The sequence below is a fragment of the Pseudomonas sp. GCM10022186 genome (assembly GCF_042656385.1).
Classification (GTDB): Bacteria; Pseudomonadota; Gammaproteobacteria; order Pseudomonadales; family Pseudomonadaceae; genus Metapseudomonas.
In genome coordinates this window covers 186,996-206,275 of sequence record NZ_JBHSOU010000071.1, presented here as the reverse complement: position 1 = coordinate 206,275, position 19,280 = coordinate 186,996, and the positions used below count along the sequence as shown (strand labels likewise).

Here is a 19,280-nt window from a genome sequence, read left to right as displayed (position 1 = left end):
CGTCCAGCGCGCCGCCGCCCTGCCGCACATCCAGGTGGTCACCGGCGGGGCGCGCGTCGAGGGCCCCGGTTTCTTCTTCCAGCCCACCGTGCTGGCCGGCGCCCGCCAGGATGACGAGATCGTCCGCCGCGAGGTGTTCGGCCCGGTGGTCTCGGTCACCGCCTTCGACGACGAGGAGCAGGTGCTGGCCTGGGCCAACGACTCCGACTACGGCCTGGCCTCCTCGCTCTGGACCGCCGATGTCGGCCGCGCCCACCGCCTGTCCGCACGCCTGCAGTACGGCTGCACCTGGGTCAACACTCATTTCATGCTGGTCAGCGAAATGCCCCATGGCGGCGTCAAGCACTCCGGCTACGGCAAGGACATGTCCATGTACGGGCTGGAGGACTACACCGCGGTGCGCCATGTGATGTTCAAGCACTGACGGGCTGGCCCCGGCCGGCTCCTTGTAGGGGCGAATTCATTCGCCAAGGGCAGCGCAGCTGCCCTGTGAGAGTCCGAAGGGCAGGCCTACGGCCTGCTTGGCGAATGAGTTCGCCCCTACAGGGTGTGAAGCCCCCACAGGATGCAACCCCCGCTGCAACCACCAGGAGAACGAGCGATGCGTAACACCCTGCGTAATTTCAGTTTCATCCTGCTTTGCGCCATGGCCGGGATGGCCCAGGCGGCCGAAGATGCCAAGGCCATAGTCGACGGCTACATGGCTGCCTGGAACGCCCATGACGTCGACAAGGCCGCCAACTTCCTGGCCGAGGACGCGGTGTACTTCGACGCCACGGTCGGTACCCCGCAGCAGGGTCGCGCTGCGGCCCGCGACAATGTGATCAAGGTGTTCATCACCGCGGTGCCGAACCTGACCTGGAAGATGACCAGCGACCCGATCGTCAGCGCCGATGGCATCGCCTTCCAGTGGGAGTTCGCCGGCACCAACAGCGGCGCCTGGAGCGCCGAGACCCCGGCCACCAACAAGCCGCTGAAATTCGAAGGGGTCAGCTTCGTACGGGTGAAGAACGGCAAGATCACCTACCAGGGCGACTACTACGACGCGCTGGGTTTCAACAAGCAACTGGGCTGGTAACCATACGTAGCCCGTAGATGGGGCGGGCGGTGTTCCGCGAGCAACGCGATACCCATCAGCCTGACAGCATGGGTATCGCTCCGCTCCACCCATCCTACGGATCTGAAGCGGAGAGGGGTGACTCGCGCCGGCCACTCCCCGTAGGGTGCGCTGCGCGCACCGCCATCTCCGCACGGTGTCTTGGTGCGCATGGCGCACCCTACGATCGGCTCCCCGCCGGCAGCAGGGCGGCGGACTATACCCCGGCCGCCTCCGCCAACCCCTTCTCCCTCAGCCACTCGGGATTGAACAGGCGCCCCGCATAGAGCCCGCCGCGGTCGCACAACAGCGTGACGATGGTGTGCCCCGGCCCCAGCTGGCGGGCCACCTGCACGGCGGCGGCCAGGTTGATGCCGGATGAGCCGCCGACGAACAAGCCCTCCTCCCGCAGCAGCCGGTAGACCATGGCCACGCAGGCCGGGTCGTCCACCTGCACGGCATCGTCAATGGGCGTGCCTTCGAGGTTGGCGGTGACCCGCGTGGTGCCGATGCCCTCGGTGATGGAGCTGCCCTCGGCCACCAGCTCGCCACGTTTCACCCAGTTGTAGAGGGCACTGCCCATGGGGTCGGCGAGGACGATGCGCACCTTCGGATCGCGCTCCTTGAGGTAGCGCGCCACCCCGGCCAGGGTGCCGCCGGTGCCGGTGGCGCAGACGAAGGCATCCACCCGGCCATCGGTTTCGGCCCAGATCTCCGGGCCGGTGGTCGCGTAGTGGGCCTGGCGGTTGGCGATGTTGTCGAACTGGTTGGCCCAGATGGCATTGGGCAGCGACTCGGCCAGGCGGCCGGCGATCTTCTGGTAGTTGTCCGGGTCCTTGTAGGGCTTGGGTGGAACCGGCCGCACCTCGGCGCCCAGGGTGCGCAGCAGGTCGAGCTTTTCCGGGGACTGGTTGTCGGGGATGACGATGATGCAACGGTAACCCCGGGCGGCGCAGATATGCGCAAGGCCGATGCCGGTATTGCCGGCGGTGCCTTCGACCACTGTGCCGCCCGGCAGCAGCCGGCCCTGGCGCTCGGCGTCTTCGAGGATGAAGCGCGCTGCGCGGTCCTTGACCGAGCCACCGGGGTTGAGGAATTCGGCCTTGGCGAGGATGTCGCAGCCGGTTTCGGCGCTGAGGCCGATGAGACGCAGCAGAGGTGTGTTGCCGACGCTGCCGATGAAACCTTCGCGGATCGCCATGCTGCACCTCCCGGAGTCGCTGCATGGGAACGGACAGTTTCAGTCTAGCCGCGCGCTAGTTCGGCTTGCCCTTCTCGAACTGGTGCTTGATGACATCCGACAGCGTCGCCGTCAGGGCTGCCGTGGAAACCCCGAACATCAGCACGCCGTTGGCGGCCTCCAGCGGGCCCAGCAGCCGCCACCGCTCGTTCATGACGATGTCGCCGTAGCCCAAGGTGACGAAGTTCACCGCCGAGTGGTAAAGCGCCTTGGCAAAGCTGTCGAACTCCCCGAGCGCCAGGAACAGCGCGCCCCAGGTCGCCATCTGCACGAAATTGCCCAGCAGCATCACCAACATCACCACCGACAGCAGCCAGGTGGTGTGCCACGGCGATGCGCTGATCCGCCCGCCCCGCACATAGCGGACGTACGGTCTCAGGCTGAAGGCCACGAACAGGGCCTGCGTGACCAGGCAAAGCACCATCACGGGAATACCGACCAGCAGATTGAGCAGCATGGCAGCGACCTCTCAGCGGGCTTCGCGGCGATGCCGCTGGAAACGCCGGCGGTCTATCAGGTAGACCGCCGCGCAGGCGTACAGGGTGACGGCAATGAACAGCCCCATGCGCACCGCGAAGGCGGTGTAGACGTCCTTGCCGGCCTCGCTGTCCTGCACGGACTGGCCGAGCAGGATGATCAGGGTCACCAGGCTGTTCATCCAGAATCCCGGCGTCTGCCGTGTCGCCACCAGGGCATGAAGCCGGCGGGCCAGCAGCAGGCCGAACAACAGCATCCAGAGAAAGAACATCCACAGGTGCGGGAACAGGCTCAAGGCGCTCCAGAACAGCATGGCCAGCAGCCCGCCGAGCAGGGTCGAGCCCAGCAGCTCGCGGCCGGCGTTGCGGGCGGAGGCGCCGCAGACCTGCTGGCCGAGGCTGACCGCCTTCATGATCAGCGGCATGTAGCTGGAGGGGTCGACCAGCGCCAGGAGAAAGGCCGGCAGCACCACCAGGGCGGCTCGCAGGGCGATCCAGGCGGACTCGCTGGCGTCCGGCGCAGGGCGGGTGGGCGCGGCCGGGGCATCGGCCGGTTCCGGGAACAGTCCGTGGCTGACCAGCGCCACCAGTACGGCGAGCACCATGCCCTTGGCCAGCGCCTCGATGACCATGACCGCCAGGCCGAAGGAAAAGGTGCCGGCCGCCGAGATCATGGTCAGGCCAATCACCAGGAACTGCGCCACCAGGGGATTCCCGCCACGCAGGCCATAGCGGAAACAGAGGAACAGGCACAGCCCCACCAGCAGGACGCCACTGGGGGGCGCGTGCTGCAGCAGCGGGATCATCAGCAGGCCGACGCCGGTGGTGAGCATGACCACCAGGGCCAGCGCCGGGGCGGCCTTCAGCGGCAGCGGGCGGTTGCTCGTGACCAGCAGGAGAACCACGAAGATCGGCGAGAGGAAGGGAATCGGCAAGGCGAGGCCGAAGCTGATCGCCAGACACAGGGCGACACCGCTGGCCAGGCGCAGCGCGCGCCGAGCACGGGGATCGCGCTCAGTAGGCATAGGACAGCCAGCTCATCAGGTAGATGAACAGCCGGCCCAGGGGGTTGAGCGGATTGCCCGCCGAGGGAAAGGCCATGACCTCCGCCTGGCCGCCGACGCGCAGGCCCTTCAGCTCGTCCAGTTCGCCGGGGGCGAACTCCACTATCACCGGGAAGCGCTGGGCCGGGCGCAGCCAGTCGCGGCTGTTCTCCACCGTCGGCAAGGTGCCGGGCGCCGGGGCCTGGCCCGTGCTGACGCCATAGCCGACGCTGCGCACGCGACCGTCGAACACCCGCCCCGGCAGCGCATCGAGCACGATGGCCACGGGCGTGCCGACCTCGACATGGCCCAGGTTGTTCTCGGTCATTTCGGCGCTCAGCCAGAGGTCGTGGATGGCGATCAGGGTCATCACCGGGCTGCCGGCGCCGACGAACTGGCCGACATCGGTTCGCAGGTCGGTGATCAGCCCGGCGGAGCGCGCCCGCACCTGGGTGTTGGCCAGGTCCAGTTCGGCCTTTTCCAGCGCGGTGGCGGCGCTACGCAACTGGGCGTTTTCCTCCTCGCTGCCACCCTGCTGCTCCCGCGCCCGCTGTACCTCGGCACGCGCCGCGACAACCTGGCTGGTGGCCTGCGTCAGGGTGGCGCGGGCGCCCTCGAGCCGGCGCACGGAGATGGTGCCCGGGTCTTCCCGGTAGAGCCGTTCGAGGCGGTCGCTGTCCTGGCGCGCCTTCAGCTCGTTGGCCTGGGCCGCTTGCAGCGAGGCGAGCGCCGAGTCGATGGCGGCGGTGCTGGCACCGATCTGGCGGCGCATGGTTTCGAGGTCGGCGCGGGCGCGGTCGACGGCGATCCGGTACTGGCTCGGGTCCACTTCGAACAGCACCTCGCCGGCCTTGACGTCCTGGTTGTTGCGGACCTGCACCCGGACCACCCGGCCAGCCACCTCGGCAGCCACCGGTACCACGAAGGCCTGCACCCGCGCCTGCTGGGTGTAGGGGGTGAAGCGATCAGCCAGGAGGTACCACGCCAGGGTCAGGATGATGACCAGCGCCACCCATCGGGTCCCCTTCGCGGCTGCGTCGGCCGGTTCGGGCTTGGCCGGCTCCTCGGCCAGGGCCTGCGGTTGTTCGCTCATTCTCGTCCACCTTGCTCGTTGTCGGCGTCCGGCAGGGCCGGGGCCGGCGGCTCGTCCAGCAGGTCATCCCAGTCGGTGCGTTGCTGCATCTGTTCACGGGTGCTGTCGTCGATCATCGGCCCGTCGCGATACCAGCCACCGCCAAGGGCCTTGTACAGGCTGATCAGGTTGCTCACGGCGTCGCTGCGGCTGAGCAGGTAGTTTTCCTGCTGCTGGAACAGCTCGCGCTGGGCATCCAGGACCCGCTGGAAGTCGGCGAAACCTTCGCGGTACTGGGCATTGGCCAGGTCCAGGGAACGCAGGGCGGCCAGGGCGCTCTCGCGGCGGATGCGTTCGCTTTCCAGGGCCTTGGCCAGGCCGGTGGCCGCATCATCGGCCTCGCGCGCGGCCTGGCGTACCCGATCGCGGTACGCTTCGATCAGCTGCTGCAGGCGGGCATCCTGCACCCGCACGTCGTTCTTGATCCGGCCGTGGTCGAACAGGTTCCAGACCAGGCTGGGGCCGGCGACAAGGTCTCGACTGTCGGAGGCGCCATCGAGGGTCGAAGCGCTCCAGACGATGCTGCCCAACAGGGTCACCGAGGGGTAGAGATCGGCCTCGGACACACCGATCAAGGCCGACTGGGCGGCCACCGCCAGTTCGGCGGCACGCACATCCGGCCGGCGCAACAGCAGGTTGGCCGGGACGTCCTGCAACACCGCATGATCGGGCAGTGGAATAAGCCCCTCCCGCTCGCCCAGTTCGGGCAGGGGGCCCGGCGGGCGTCCGATCAGCACGGCGAGGGCGTTGCGCGTGCGCATGACCTGGCCTTCCAGATCCGGGATGGTGGCCAGGGTGCCCAGGTACTGGGTCCTGGCCTGCTGGAAGTCCAGTTCGGAGCTGTCGCCGCTGCGGAACAGGCGCTCGGTGATCTCGAAGCTGCGCTTCTGCCGTTCGGCGTTCTCCCGGGCGATGCGCAGCCGGGCCTCGAAGGTCCGCAGGATGAAGTAGGTATCCGCCATCTGGGCGCGCAGCAGCACCAGGGCGTCCTCGTAGTTGGCCCGGGCCGCGAAATAGGCCGCGTCGGCCGACTCGATGGCACGGCTGAAGCGCCCCCAGAAGTCCAGCTCCCAGGCGATGTCGAAACCGGCGCTGTACTGCCAGAAGTGACTGTCCTGGGGGTTCCGGCCGCCGGACTGGTGGCGATCCAGGTAGAGGCTGTCGGCGCTGGCCTGCTGGAACTGCGGATAGCGGCCGCTCAAGGCGATGCCCAATTGCGCGCGGGCCTCCATCACCCTCAGGCCGGCGATCTCCAGGCCGGCGTTGTAGGCATCCGCCTCGGCGATCAGGGCGTCGAGGACCGGGTCCTCGAACACCTGCCACCACTCGAGGAAGTCGGGCTGCGGCCGGTCGATGCTCATCTGCTCGAGCGCCGGGCTGTTCCAGTGCTCGACCCAGGGTTCGCGGGGCGACTGGAAATCCGGCCCCAGGCGCACGCAGCCGCCAAGGCCGAGCGCGCCCAGCAGGACCAGGCACAGACAGGTGTAACGGAGCATGGCACCCGGTCCGGATCAGGCCGCTCGCCCCTCTTCTTCCGCGTCTTCCAGCGCCTGCGGCTGGTCGTCCACCCAGTGCCAGAACAGCATGTAGCCCACCGCCAGGGTCACCGGGCCGATGAACAGCCCGATGATGCCGCCGGTGACCATGCCGCCGAGGGCGCCGATCAGCACCACGGGCATGGGGACATTGACGCCACGCCCCAGCAACAGGGGTTTGAGGATGTTGTCGGACATCCCGGCGACGAAGCTGTAGATGGCGAAGATGATGGTGCCGGCAGTCGCCCCTTCGGTAGCGAAGACGAAAATGATCGCCGGAATGGTGATCAGCAACACGGGCAACTGCATGATGCCCAGCAGCAGTACCACCAGGGCGAGGAGGCCGGCTCCGGGGATGCCCATGAGCACGAAACCTATCCCCACCAGCAGCATCTGGATGAAGGCGATACCGACCACGCCCTGGGCCACGGCACGGATGGTTGCCGTGCAAAGCTGGGCGATCTGCGGCCCACGGTCGGGTCCGGAGATGCGCGAGGCGATCTGCAAGGCGCTGCGATGGCCATTCTCGCCAAAGGCCATGAAGATGCCCGCCACGATCAGCGCGGCGATGAACAGCAGGAAGCCCGCGCCGACGCCGGCCAGCTTGCCGAGCATGCCCAGGCCGAAGCCGCGCAGGTGCGGCAACAGTTTCCTGATCAGGCTGGTCAGGTCGCTCGATGCCTGCTGCCAGAAGTCGAACAGGGGCTGGCCGACCAGGGGCCAGCTGGCCACGGACTCGTTGGGTGACGGAACGTGCAGCTCGCCACTCTTGACCAGTTCGATGGCCCCCTGCACCGACTCGGCCATGGAGGATGCCAGCAAATAGATCGGCACCATCAGCAGGATCAGGGAAACCAGGACGATCAGCGTGGCCACATGACCGTCACGCATGCCCAGCTTGTCCTTGAGCTTGAGGTGCAGCGGGTAGAAGGTGACGCCGAGGATCAGCGCCCAGAGCATCAGGTTGAGGAAGGGGTAGAAAACCTGGTAGCAGGAAATGGCGAGGATCGCGACCAGGCCAGCTCGAATGAGCACATCCATCAAGCCGCGGGACAGGATCCTTTCCGAAACGGAACTTGGCAGCATCGAATTCTCCTTCTGCTGTAGCACTCAGGCGAGGTCAGCCCGATATCTCCACTGCTTGGTGGCGATCCAACGGACATGGGCGGAAGATCCTCATGCCGCGCCGGGGACTGATCCAAGTCATTTCGCTTCAATGATTGTCATTTCTGCCGGGATTCCGGCATCGATATCCCGCTCGGGTCTGGCGCGCGCCAACATCGACGATCCACTGCTGAGACTGCTGAATCCAGCATAGCCGCTACGCGGCATCTGGCTGGCGGGTGTGGCGTTATGGTTGGCGTCAGTCCGCCGGTTCACCGATGTCCTCGTTCCACAACTCCGGCCGGGCTTCGATGAAGTCCTCCATCAGCTTCACGCACTGGGCGTCCTGCAGCACCTCCAGCTCCACGCCACGGGAGCGCAGCAATTCCTCCTCGCCCATGAAGGTGCGGTTCTCGCCGATGATCACCTTGGGAATGCCGTAGAGCAGGATCGCCCCGCTGCACATGGAACAGGGCGACAGCGTGGTGTAGAGCACCGCCTCGCGATAGATGCTGGCGGGCTGGCGGCCGGCATTCTCGAAGGCGTCCATTTCGCCATGCTTGATGGCGCTGCCCTCCTGGATGCGGCGGTTGTGGCCGCGGCCGATGATGCGGCCCTTGTGGACGATCACCGAGCCGATCGGTATCCCGCCCTCGGCCAGGCCCTGGCGGGCTTCCTCGATGGCGGCTTGCATGAAGGGGTCCATGGTCGTTCCTTGTGTTCCGATGGGTTGAACGGGTTGTTTACGCGACCTTGTCCGGCTCCTGCAAGGCCTGCTTTGCCAGCCAACGCTCGTAGGCATTGATCCCCGCCCGGACCGAGCTGAACACCAGCGGCGGCTTGAGTTCACCCAATTCGCCGGAGCGTTGCAGCAGGTCGTACGCCGGGCCCAGGAGGCGGGCGAAGCCGAAATGGACGCCCTTGGCCGCCAGGGTCTGCTTCACCTCGCGCAGGGTGGCGAGGCCAGTGAGATCGAGGTTGATCATGGTTTCGGCATTGAGCAGCACTGCGCGCGGGTGGTCCGCATGCTCCACCAGGTGCAGCAGGCGCTGCTTGAAGTAGTCGGCATTGAAGAACAGCAGCGGCGCGTCGAAGCGGTAGATCAGCAGGCCCGGCAAGGTGCTGGCCTGTGGATAACGGCTCAGCTCCACCTGGCCGTCGACACCCTCCACCCAGCCCAGTACCGCGTCGCTGGGACGGTAGGTGAAATACAGGAGGCGCAGCAGGGCCAGAGTGATGGCGACGAAGATGCCGGGCAGCACGCCGACGCCCAGCACGCCCACCGTGGTCAGCAGGCAGAGGCCGCATTCGAAGCGGCTGAGACGCCAGAAGGCCTTGAGCGCGCGCAGGTCGATCAGCCCCCAGCCCGCCAGCATCAGCACCGCCCCCAGGGCGGCGATGGGCACCCAGGCCAGCGGGCCGTGGAGGAACACCAGCACGGCGACTATCACCAGGGCCACCACCACGCTGACCAGTTGGCTCTTGCCGCCCACCAGGTCATTCACCGCCGTGCGCGAATCCGCGCCGCTGATGACGAAGGCCTGGGACACCCCGGCGCCGACGTTGGCCAGGCCCAGGGCGATGAATTCGTGGTTGGCGTCGAGGGCGTAGCCGTGGCGGGCGGCGAAGCTGCGCGCGGTGAGCATGGCGCTGCAGAAGCTGACGATGGTGATCCCGGTGGCATCGCGCAGCAGGCTGAGCAGTTCATGGTAGTTGGCGCGGGGCCAGCTCAGCTCCGGCAGCCCGGCCGGGACGGCGCCCAGCAAGGCCACGCCGTGGCGATCCAGTTGCAGCCAGGCAGCTGCCACCGAGGCCAGCACTATGGCTACCAGGGCCACCGGCAGCCTTGGCCAGCGGCGCGGCAGCAGGATCATCAGCAGCAGGGTCGCGGCGCCCAGGGCCAGGGTCGGCAGGTGGGTATTGGCGAGGTTGCGGATCATGGCCAGCAGCCCGGCGATGAAGCCACTGGTTTCGCTCTGGTAGCCCAGCAGTTTGCCAAGCTGGCCGGCCAGCAGGCTGAGGCCGATGCCGTTGAGGTAACCCACCAGGATCGGCCGCGACAGGAAGCTGGCGATGAAGCCGGCGCGGATGAAGCCGGCGAGGATGGACAGCAGGCCGACCATCACCGCGACGATCATCGACAGATGGATCAGCCGCTGCGGATCACCGGCGGCCAGCGGGGTGATGGCCGCGGCGACCATCGCGGCGGTGGCGGCATCGGGGCCGACCATCAATTGGCGGGAGCCGCCTACCAGGGCATAGATCAGCATCGGCAGGATGCAGGCGTAGAGGCCGACCTGGGCGGGAAAGCCGATGATCTGCGCATAGGCGATGGCCGTGGGAATCTGCACGGCGGCCACCGACAGGCCAGCCATCAGGTCGACACGCAGCCAGTCGCGACGATAGTGGAAATTGCCGGCGCGATTGCGCAGCCATTGAAGCAGTCGCATCGGATCGGTCCTTGGGAGGTTCGATCCTGGAAAGCTTATCAACGGCGCCGGAATTTTCCCGGCGCCGCGGTCATTTTTGAGAATTATTGATCCTTCTCGCAGTTGATCATCCAGGGCACCCCGAACTGGTCCATGAGCATGCCGAAGCGCGCGGCCCAGAAGGTCTTTTCCAGGGGCATCTGAATCTGGCCGCCCTCGGCCAGGGCGTTGAACACCCGCTCGGCCTCGGCGATACGGTCGACGTTGATCGAGATGCTGATGCCACTGATGCCCTCGAATGGCGCCTGGGGCGGGCAGTCCGAGCCCATGATCACCTGGTCGCCCACCGCCAGGCGGGCGTGCATGATCTTGTCGCGGAATTCCTCGGGCACCTCGTTGCAGGCCGGGCTTTCGGCGAAGGTCAGGAAGGCTTCCAGGGTGCCGTTGAGCACCTTGGCGTAGAACTGGAATGCCGGGCCGCACTGGCCGTCGAAGGTGAGGTAGGGATCGATCTTCATGACTGTCTCCTGTCGTCGGGTTACAGCGATCACTGCTGTTTGGCTTTCTCGAAGACGCGCTTTTCCTGCTCGCGCAGTTCGGGGGTGAACTCGTCGCCGAAGTCCTCGGCCTCGAACACCTGGCGGATCTCGATCTCGGACTCGGTGGGCATGGGGTTGGGGCAACGCTTGACCCATTCGATGCACTCTTCGAGGGAGTCGACCTTGAACAGCCAGAAGCCGGCGATCAGTTCCTTGGTTTCAGCGAAGGGGCCATCGATCACACTGCGGTCCTTGCCCTTGAACACCACCCGCGCGCCCTTCGAACTGGGATGCAGGCCTTCGCCGGCGAGGAGGACGCCGGCGTTCACCAGTTCCTCGTTGTACTGGCCCATGGCCGCGAGCAGTTCCGTGCTGGGCATGATGCCGGCTTCCGATTCCCTGGTTGCTTTGACTATCACCATGAAGCGCATTGTCTTTCTCCTGTTGATTGCCCGCGGCCCTTGCCTGCTGGCTGTGCCTATTGGTCGAAGGGGAAACGACGGAATCGACAGCAGGCCGGAAAATCTTTCCGACGGCGCGGGACTGGGACAGCGTAGCCCCGGATGGAGGACTTGCGAGGATGGGGTGACGGGTGAATGGCAGCACAAAGCTGACGTAGGGTGGACCACGCTTCACCGGTCCACCATCGGAGCCCGGCCGAGCACCGAATGGTGGACATGAAAAGCGATGTCCACCCTACGAGGCCTCGCCCTAGCGTGGCGCGATATGCGCGACCATCAGCTGCACGCTTTCCTGGCCACGGTATTCGTTGACGTCCAGCTTGTAGGCCAGCTCCGCCCAACGGACCGTGGGGTTGGGCCAGTGCTCGCGGTCGATATTGAAGGCGATGCCGTCCAGTTGCAGGGAACCGCATTCGCTTTTCAGCACCAGTTTCAGGTGGCGCTCCCCGACCAGACGCTGCTGGACGATCTGGAACACGCCGTGGAACAGCGGTTCGGGGAAGTGCTGGCCCCAGGGGCCGGCCAGGCGCAGGGCGCGGGCCAGTTCCAGGTGGAACTCCTGGATGCTCAGCTGGCCGTCGGAAAGCAGGCGACCGGTGAGGTCGTCTTCGCAGAGCTGGCGGCGGGTCTCGAAGTCGAAGGCGGCGGCGAAGGCGCCGAAGTTCTCCACAGGCAGCGACAGGCCGGCGGCCATGGCATGCCCGCCGAACTTGCTGATCAGCCCCGGATGGCGGGCGGCCACGGCGTCCAGCGCGTCGCGGATATGGAAGCCCGGCACCGAGCGCGCCGAGCCCTTGAGCAGGCCGTCGCCGGCGTCGGCGAAGGCGATGGTCGGGCGGTGGTAGCGCTCCTTCAGGCGCGAGGCGAGGATGCCGATCACGCCCTGGTGCCAGTCCGGTTCGAACACGCAGAGGCCGAAAGGCATGTCCTCCAGGGCCAAGTTCTTCAACTGGGCCAGGGCCTCGCGCTGCATGCCCTGCTCGATGGCCTTGCGGTCCTGGTTGAGCTGGTCCAGCTGCACCGCCATGTCGCGGGCCAGGGCCTCGTCTTCGCAGAGCAGGCATTCGATGCCCAGGCTCATGTCGTCCAGGCGGCCGGCGGCGTTCAGGCGCGGGCCGAGGATGAAGCCGAGGTCGGTGGAGGTGATGCGCCCCGCCGGCCGCCCGGCCACTTCGAGGATCGCCTTGAGGCCGGGCCGCGCACGGCCGGCGCGGATGCGCGCCAGGCCCTGGTGAACCAGGATGCGGTTGTTGGCGTCCAGCGGCACCACGTCGGCGACGCTGCCGAGCGCCACAAGGTCCAGCAGGTCGCCCAGGTTGGGCTCCTTGAGCCCGGCACGGGCGAACCAGTCCAGCTCCCGCAGGCGCGCACGCAGGGCCAGCAGCACGTAGAAGATCACGCCGACCCCGGCCAGGGACTTGCTGGGGAAGTCGCAACCCGGCTGGTTGGGGTTGACTATGGCATCCGCCGCCGGCAGTTCCGGCCCCGGCAGGTGGTGGTCGGTGACCAGCACCTTGAGCCCGGCGGCCTTGGCGGCGGCCACGCCCTCGACGCTGGAAATGCCGTTATCCACGGTCACCAGCAGGTCAGGGCTACGCTGCAGGGCCACGGCGACGATTTCGGGCGTCAGGCCGTAGCCGTATTCGAAGCGGTTGGGCACCAGGTAGTCGACGTGGAAAGCACCCAGCATGCGCAGGCCGAGCACGCCGACGCTGCTGGCCGTGGCGCCGTCGGCATCGAAGTCGCCGACGTAGAGGATGCGCTGGCGCTTTTCCAGGGCCTCCACCAGCAGGTCGACGGCGGCCTCGATGCCCTTGAGCTGCTGGTAGGGGATAAGCCGCGCCAGGCCCTTGTCCAGTTCAGCCGCGGACTGCACGCCTCGGGCGGCGTAGAGACGGGTCAACAGGGGCGGCAGGTCGCCCAGGTCGGGCAGGACAGCGGGAAGGGCGCGGTGTTCGATACGCATGGCAGATCCGATCTATGACTCATGTTCCCCTCTCCCCTCCGGGACAGGGCCTGGCGGATGTCCGGAGGCGTCAACGCTCTCCTGCAAGCCACTCCAGGGGAATTTCATGCTGGCCACGCTCATCGGTGACGAACAGGGTGCCGTCGCTGATCATCACGCTCCAGCTGACCGAACGCGGCAGGTCGCGCGCCAGCTCTTCCAGGGCTTCCTGGCCGACGGCGACGACGTTGATGTTCTTCAGGCCGCGCACGCTGTCCAGCACCTTGGTCTGCCAGACGCGCAGGTTGCCGTAGGCCACCAGGCTGAAGCGCTCGGTGCGGCGCGAGCACCAGGTGATGCGCTCGGCATCCGGCTGACCCACTTCGATCCAGTGCAGGACGCGGTCGTCCAGGCTCTTTTCCCACAGGGCCGGCTCGTCCACGTCCGACAGGCCACGGCCGAAGGACAGCTGCTCGTGGTACCAGAGGGCGTAGGCGATCAGCCGCACGGCCAGGCGTTCCTCGGTTTCCGAGGGGTGCTTGGCGACGGTGAAGCGCAGGTTCTCGTAGACGCTGCGGTCGAGGTCGGTGAGGTTGAGCTCGACTTTGTAGGGGGTCGCTTGGAGGGCCATGGCGGGCTTCTTGGTTATTCGCGGAGGGCGGCAAGTCTACCCTGAATCCACGGCCTTGGCTGGGCCTTCCGGCTAATCGGCGGGGTAGCGCTGGATGCGATTGCGCCCCTTGTCCTTGGCGGCGTAGAGGGCGTCGTCGGCCAGGGAAAGCAGGCGGAACAGGTCATAGCCGGCTTCCTTCGAGCTGACGATGCCGATGCTGACGCTGAGCTCCCCCGGCTCCTGGAAAGGCAGTTCGGCGAATTCGCGGCGGATGCGCTCGGCCACCTGGGCGCCGGCCTCGTCGTCGGCGTCGGCCAGCAGGCAGGCGAACTCCTCGCCGCCGATGCGGCCGAACACGTCCTGCTTGCGCATGCTGCCGACCGCGATGCGGGTGAAGGCCACCAGGGCCTCGTCGCCGGCGGCGTGGCCATAGCTGTCGTTGAGGCGCTTGAAGTGGTCGAGATCGCAGAGCAGCAGGGCCACCGGTTCACCGCGGTGCTCGCAGCTTTCCAGCAGGTATTCGCCCGTGGTCATGAAGGCGCGGCGGTTACCGACGCCGGTTAGGGGGTCGCAGTAAGCCGCGGCGCGGAATTTCAGCTCGGCGCGCTCCTTGACCATGGCCAGGGTGACGAAGGCGATGCCAATGGCATAGAGCAGGGTCTCGAACACCAGCAGGGAAAAGAAGCTGGTGCCCTGCCCGCTGCTGGCGATCGCCTGGTCGAAGGGCATGCCGCGGTCGACCACGATGCGCACGCAGTAGAAGGCCATATGGAAAAGGCTCAGCAGCAGCGCCGGCACATAGGCCACTTCCAGGCTCTTGCGGCTGCGCCAGAGTTCGAAGGCGCCGAGGCCCGCGTAGCAGACGGTCATCATCGAGCTGAGCACCACCCGCACCGTCAGCGACTCGTAGAAGGCCGGGTTGAGGCAGAGCAGTGCCCAGATCGCCGCCCCGGCGCAGATACCCGGCAGGTGCGGCTGGCGTCCGGTGAAGACACGCAAGGCGGTCCAGTTCAGTGCCGCGCACAACTGCAGCACCACGTTGCCCAGCACCAGGGGCACGAAGTCCATGCCGATGCCGCGCAGGCTGCCCAGGACGGTCCCCAGGGCACCGAGCAGCAGCGTGGCGGCCAGGTAGCCGAGGGTCGGCTCGCGGCGGCCACGGCGCCAGGCATGCAGCATCAGCAGGCCGACCAGGGCGAGAACGTAGATATCCACCAACACCAGGGTGGGAATGTTCAGTTGCATGGCCCCTCCTCCCGACGCGGGCGCGGCGACGGGCGGCAGGGGATCGCGAGGCGGCTTGGCATGGTGGTTCGCGCACGTGATCGAAGGTCCTGACAAGCACTTTAAGTCGGCCTCGAAGGGGGCGCCAGCGGCAAACCGGACTGTTCGCAGCGGGCCCCGCGGAGTAGAGTCGCCGCCATCGTCCGGCCCATGGAAAACCCGATGAACGCTCCTGCCAAACCCCTCGCCGGCCTCAAGGTGATCGAGCTCGGCACTCTGATCGCCGGGCCCTTCGCCTCGCGCCTGTGCGCCGAATTCGGCGCGCAAGTGATCAAGATCGAATCCCCCGACGGCGGCGACCCGCTGCGCAAGTGGCGCAAGCTCTACGAGGGCACCTCGCTCTGGTGGTTCGTGCAGGCGCGCAACAAGAAGTCGCTGACCCTGAACCTCAAGCACCCGGAGGGCCGCGAGATCCTCAAGCGGCTGCTGGCCGAGGCGGACATCCTGATCGAGAACTTCCGCCCAGGCGTGCTGGAGAAGCTCGGCCTGGGCTGGGAGGTGATCCACGCGCTGAACCCGAAGCTGGTGATGGTGCGCCTGTCCGGCTTCGGCCAGAGCGGCCCCTACAAGGACCAGCCGGGCTTCGGCGCGGTGGGCGAATCCATGGGCGGGCTGCGCTACATCACCGGCTTCGAGGACCGCCCGCCGGTGCGCACCGGCATTTCCATCGGCGACTCCATCGCCGCCCTCTGGGGCGTGATCGGCGCGCTGATGGCGCTGCGCCACCGGGAAGTGAACGGCGGCCAGGGCCAGGTGGTGGACGTGGCGCTGTACGAGGCGGTGTTCGCCATGATGGAAAGCATGGTCCCGGAGTTCGACGTGTTCGGCTTCATCCGCGAACGCAGCGGCAATATCATGCCGGGCATCACCCCCTCCTCCATCCACACCGCCGCCGACGGCCGCCACGTGCAGATCGGCGCCAACGGCGATGCCATCTTCAAGCGCTTCATGCTGGCCATCGGCCGTGAAGACTTGGCGACAGACCCGTCGCTCGCCAGCAACGACGGCCGCGATGCGCGCCGCGACGAACTCTACGGGGTGATCGACCGCTGGGTGGGTTCGCTGCCGCTGGACGAGGTGCTGGCGGTGCTGAACCGCGCCGAGGTGCCGGCCAGCCGCATCTTCTCCGCCGAAGACATGTTCGCCGACCCGCAATTCCTCGCCCGCGAGATGTTCCTCTCGGCGAAGCTGCCGGACGGCAAGCCGTTCAAGATGCCGGGCATAGTGCCCAAACTCTCCGAGACCCCCGGCTCCAGCGAATGGATAGGCCCGGAGCTGGGCGAGCACAACGCCGAGGTGCTGGCGGGCCTGGGCTACAGCGCCGAGCAGGTGGCGGCGTTGAAGGGGGAAGGAGCTATCTGAGGTCGAACGGGGCGGTTTTTCTGCAGGGGCGAATTCATTCGCCAAGCAGGCCGGAGGTCTGCCCCGCGAGGTCGAATGGGGATGCTGCGCATCCCTTGGCGAATGAATTCGCCCCTACAAGCTTCGCGATCAATCGCCAGAAAAAAGGCCGGCCCCTTGCGGGAGCCGGCCTTTCCGTTTCTGGCGCCCTGGCTTACAGCGGCTTGCCGCGGTTGCCGTGCTGGCTGACGAAGGCCTGGATCTGCTTCAGGTCGTTCGGCAGCACGGTGCAACGCTCCTCGCGCTGGAACAGGTCCGCCAGGTGCGCCGGCAGCGCCGGGGCCTGGCCGACGCCGGCCTTCTCCACCGCCTCGGGGAACTTCACCGGATGGGCGGTGCCCAGGATCACCATGGGCGTGGCCAGGCTGCGGCGGCATTCGCGGGCGGCGCGCACGCCGATGGCGGTGTGCGGGTCCAGCAGCTCGCCGCAGTCCTTGAAGACTTCGGCGATGGTCTCGCAGGTGGCTTCATCGTCGACGGCCAGGGAGTCGAACAGCTTGCGCGCCTCGGTCCAGCGGTCTTCCTCGACGCTGAAGCCGCCGCCCTGCTTGAAGGTGTCCATCAGGTTGGCGATGGCGGCACCGTTGCGGCCGTGCAGGTCGAACAGCAGGCGCTCGAAGTTGGACGAGACCATGATGTCCATGGACGGCGACAGGGTCGGGTGCAGGGTGTCCTTGACGTACTGGTTGCCGCTCATGAAGCGGTGCAGGATGTCGTTGCGGTTGGTGGCGACGATCAGTTGGCTGATCGGCAGACCCATGTTGCGCGCCAGGTAACCGGCGAAGATGTCGCCGAAGTTGCCGGTGGGCACCGAGAAGGCCACGGAACGCGCCGGGCCGCCGAGCTGGATGGCCGCGTGGAAGTAGTAGACGATCTGGGCCATGATCCGCGCCCAGTTGATCGAGTTGACCGCCACCAGGCGGGTGCCCTTGAGGAAGCCCTGGTCGGCGAAGCTGGCCTTGACCATCTCCTGGCAGTCGTCGAAGTTGCCCTCGACCGCGATGTTGTGGATGTTTTCGCCGAGGATGGTGGTCATCTGCCGGCGCTGCACCTCGGACACGCGGTTGTGCGGGTGCAGGATGAAGATGTCGACGTTCTCGCAGCGGCGGCAGCCTTCGATGGCGGCCGAGCCGGTGTCGCCGGAGGTGGCGCCCATGATCACCACGCGCTCGCCGCGCTTGACCAGCACGTGGTCGAGCAGGCGGCCGAGCAGTTGCAGGGCGAAGTCCTTGAAGGCCAGGGTCGGGCCGTGGAACAGCTCCAGCACCCACTCGTTGCCGTTCAGCTGGCGCAGCGGCGCCACGGCGTTGTGGGCGAAGGCACCGTAGGTTTCCTCGAGGATCTTCTTGAAGTCGGCGTCATTGATACTGCCGGCGACGAAGGGGCGCATCACGCGGAAGGCCAGCTCGTGGTACGGCAGGCCCGCCCAGGAAGCGATTTCTTCCTGGGTGAAACGCGGCAGGTTTTCCGGGACGTAGAGGCCGCCGTCGCTGGCCAGGCCCGCCAGCAGCACGTCTTCGAAGTTCAGGGCCGGAGCCTGGCCGCGGGTACTGATATAGCGCATAGGTACAAACCTTCGGTTTGAGCTTCAAGCTTCAAGCTTCAAGCTGCAAGCGACGGGGACTTGCAGCTTGTGGCTTGCGGCTTGCGGCTGCGATTAGTTGAGTTGTTCCACGCGAATGCGGACTACATTGCCCACCACGTCATCGAGGGCTTCCAATGCGGCGATGGCGTCGTTGACGCGCGCCTCGACGACCCGGTGGGTAACCAGGATCATCGGCACCAGGCCGTCATGCTCTTCGACTTCCTTCTGCATGATGGATTCGATGTTGATGCCGCGTTCCGACAGGATGGTCGCCACCTGGGCCAGCACGCCCGGGTGGTCCTTGGCCTGGATGCGCAGGTAGTAGGCGCTCTCGCAGGCCTCGATCGGCAGGATCGGGTGGTCGGACAGGGAATCCGGCTGGAAGGCCAGGTGCGGCACGTGGTTTTCCGGGTCGGTGGTCAGGGCGCGGACCACGTCCACCACGTCGGCGACCACGGCGGAAGCGGTGGCTTCCATGCCGGCGCCGGCGCCGTAGTAGAGGGTGCTGCCGGCGGCGTCGCCGTTGACCATTACCGCGTTCATCACGCCGTTGACGTTGGCGATCAGGCGGTCGGCCGGGATCAGGGTCGGGTGCACGCGCAGCTCGAAGCCGCTGTCGGTGCGGCGCGCCACGCCCAGGTGCTTGATGCGGTAGCCCAGGGCCTCGGCGTAGTTGACGTCGGCACTGGTCAGTTTCGAGATGCCCTCGGTGTAGGCCTTGTCGAACTGCAGCGGGATGCCGAAGGCGATGGAGGCGAGGATGGTCAGCTTGTGGGCGGCATCGATGCCTTCGACGTCGAAGGTCGGGTCCGCTTCGGCGTAGCCCAGGGCCTGGGCTTCCTTCAGCACGTCCTCGAAGGCGCGGCCTTTCTCGCGCATTTCGGTGAGGATGAAGTTGCCGGTGCCGTTGATGATGCCGGCCAGCCAGTTGATGCGGTTGGCGGAGAGGCCTTCGCGGATCGCCTTGATCACCGGGATGCCGCCGGCCACGGCGGCCTCGAAGGCGACCATGACGCCCTTCTCGCGGGCCTTGGCGAAGATCTCGTTGCCATGCACGGCGATCAGCGCCTTGTTCGCGGTGACCACATGCTTGCCGTTCTCGATGGCCTTGAGGACCAGTTCGCGGGCCTGGGTGTAGCCACCGATCAGCTCGATGACGATGTCGATTTCCGGGTTGTTGGCCACGTCGAAGATGTCGGCGGTGATGGGGGTGGCGCCGGTTTCACACTTCGGGTTGGGACGACGAGCGGCAATCTGGGCAACTTCGATTCCACGCCCGGCACGGCGGGCAATCTCCTCGGCGTTACGTTTGAGTACGTTGAAGGTGCCGCCACCGACGGTCCCCAGGCCACAGATGCCTACTTTTACCGGCTTCACGCTGAACTCCCCATCATCAC

18 protein-coding genes are annotated in these 19,280 nt (G+C 66.8%); 3 read left to right on the top strand and 15 right to left on the bottom strand.

Annotation, left to right across the window (positions count from 1 at the left end; all coding sequences use genetic code 11):
- Together ACFPU0_RS27425 and ACFPU0_RS27420 are read left to right on the top strand one after the other, a co-directional pair.
- Positions 1–424, top strand: a 424-nt coding sequence (locus tag ACFPU0_RS27425; protein ID WP_377696444.1) for an aldehyde dehydrogenase family protein, incomplete at its 5' end; no start/stop codon positions are given.
- A 177-nt stretch (positions 425–601) separates the two neighbouring features.
- Positions 602–1,078 carry an ester cyclase gene (locus ACFPU0_RS27420; RefSeq protein ID WP_377696443.1) on the top strand — a complete coding sequence of 159 codons (477 nt, stop codon included), beginning with the start codon at positions 602–604 and terminating at the stop codon, positions 1,076–1,078.
- 235 nt (positions 1,079–1,313) lie between these two features.
- Here the strand turns inward: ACFPU0_RS27420 and ACFPU0_RS27415 are convergent, their stop codons facing one another.
- The 13 genes from ACFPU0_RS27415 to ACFPU0_RS27355 all read right to left on the bottom strand — a co-directional run bounded on the left by ACFPU0_RS27415 (position 1,314) and on the right by ACFPU0_RS27355 (position 14,858).
- The gene (locus ACFPU0_RS27415) at positions 1,314–2,297 is read right to left on the bottom strand and encodes a cysteine synthase A (protein WP_377696442.1); all 984 of its coding nucleotides are present in this window, start codon (positions 2,295–2,297) and stop codon (positions 1,314–1,316) included.
- A 55-nt stretch (positions 2,298–2,352) separates the two neighbouring features.
- Entirely contained in the window at positions 2,353–2,793 is a 441-nt protein-coding gene (locus ACFPU0_RS27410; RefSeq protein WP_377696441.1) for an ion channel, read from the bottom strand.
- A 12-nt stretch (positions 2,794–2,805) separates the two neighbouring features.
- A complete protein-coding gene (locus ACFPU0_RS27405) occupies positions 2,806–3,837 on the bottom strand; it encodes a DUF2955 domain-containing protein (RefSeq protein WP_377696440.1) in 1,032 nt (343 codons plus the stop codon).
- Complete coding sequence (locus tag ACFPU0_RS27400; RefSeq protein WP_377696439.1) at positions 3,827–4,948, bottom strand: HlyD family secretion protein; 1,122 nt, start codon at positions 4,946–4,948, stop codon at positions 3,827–3,829. The genes ACFPU0_RS27405 and ACFPU0_RS27400 overlap by 11 nt, the downstream gene beginning before the upstream one ends.
- Positions 4,945–6,483: an efflux transporter outer membrane subunit gene (locus ACFPU0_RS27395; protein ID WP_377696438.1), complete on the bottom strand. Its 1,539-nt coding sequence runs from the start codon at positions 6,481–6,483 to the stop codon at positions 4,945–4,947. Before ACFPU0_RS27395 ends, ACFPU0_RS27400 begins: the two co-directional genes overlap by 4 nt.
- A gap of 15 nt (positions 6,484–6,498) precedes the next feature.
- Positions 6,499–7,608: an AI-2E family transporter gene (locus ACFPU0_RS27390; protein ID WP_377696437.1), complete on the bottom strand. Its 1,110-nt coding sequence runs from the start codon at positions 7,606–7,608 to the stop codon at positions 6,499–6,501.
- A 277-nt stretch (positions 7,609–7,885) separates the two neighbouring features.
- Positions 7,886–8,332 carry a nucleoside deaminase gene (locus ACFPU0_RS27385; RefSeq protein ID WP_377696436.1) on the bottom strand — a complete coding sequence of 149 codons (447 nt, stop codon included), beginning with the start codon at positions 8,330–8,332 and terminating at the stop codon, positions 7,886–7,888.
- Between the two features lie 37 nt (positions 8,333–8,369).
- On the bottom strand, positions 8,370–10,076 hold the full coding sequence (locus ACFPU0_RS27380; RefSeq protein WP_377696435.1) for a SulP family inorganic anion transporter: 1,707 nt from the start codon (positions 10,074–10,076) through the stop codon (positions 8,370–8,372).
- Between the two features lie 83 nt (positions 10,077–10,159).
- Positions 10,160–10,573: a VOC family protein gene (locus tag ACFPU0_RS27375; protein ID WP_377696434.1), complete on the bottom strand. Its 414-nt coding sequence runs from the start codon at positions 10,571–10,573 to the stop codon at positions 10,160–10,162.
- A gap of 29 nt (positions 10,574–10,602) precedes the next feature.
- Positions 10,603–11,025 (bottom strand): YciI family protein, encoded by a 423-nt coding sequence (locus ACFPU0_RS27370; RefSeq protein WP_377696433.1) that lies wholly within the window; start codon positions 11,023–11,025, stop codon positions 10,603–10,605.
- A 280-nt stretch (positions 11,026–11,305) separates the two neighbouring features.
- Positions 11,306–13,021 carry a single-stranded-DNA-specific exonuclease RecJ gene (gene recJ, locus ACFPU0_RS27365; RefSeq protein WP_377696432.1) on the bottom strand — a complete coding sequence of 572 codons (1,716 nt, stop codon included), beginning with the start codon at positions 13,019–13,021 and terminating at the stop codon, positions 11,306–11,308.
- Between the two features lie 70 nt (positions 13,022–13,091).
- Positions 13,092–13,631 carry a YaeQ family protein gene (locus ACFPU0_RS27360; RefSeq protein ID WP_377696431.1) on the bottom strand — a complete coding sequence of 180 codons (540 nt, stop codon included), beginning with the start codon at positions 13,629–13,631 and terminating at the stop codon, positions 13,092–13,094.
- Positions 13,632–13,703: 72 nt separating this feature from the next.
- Positions 13,704–14,858 carry a GGDEF domain-containing protein gene (locus tag ACFPU0_RS27355; protein ID WP_377696430.1) on the bottom strand — a complete coding sequence of 385 codons (1,155 nt, stop codon included), beginning with the start codon at positions 14,856–14,858 and terminating at the stop codon, positions 13,704–13,706.
- A gap of 201 nt (positions 14,859–15,059) precedes the next feature.
- On the opposite strand from ACFPU0_RS27355, the gene ACFPU0_RS27350 reads away from it, so the two are divergent.
- Entirely contained in the window at positions 15,060–16,259 is a 1,200-nt protein-coding gene (locus ACFPU0_RS27350) for a CaiB/BaiF CoA transferase family protein (RefSeq protein ID WP_377696429.1), read from the top strand.
- A gap of 193 nt (positions 16,260–16,452) precedes the next feature.
- Here the strand turns inward: ACFPU0_RS27350 and thrC are convergent, their stop codons facing one another.
- Together thrC and ACFPU0_RS27340 are read right to left on the bottom strand one after the other, a co-directional pair.
- Complete coding sequence (gene thrC / locus ACFPU0_RS27345; RefSeq protein ID WP_377696428.1) at positions 16,453–17,862, bottom strand: threonine synthase; 1,410 nt, start codon at positions 17,860–17,862, stop codon at positions 16,453–16,455.
- 93 nt (positions 17,863–17,955) lie between these two features.
- Positions 17,956–19,260 carry a homoserine dehydrogenase gene (locus ACFPU0_RS27340; RefSeq protein WP_377696427.1) on the bottom strand — a complete coding sequence of 435 codons (1,305 nt, stop codon included), beginning with the start codon at positions 19,258–19,260 and terminating at the stop codon, positions 17,956–17,958.
- Positions 19,261–19,280 lie beyond the last annotated feature (20 nt).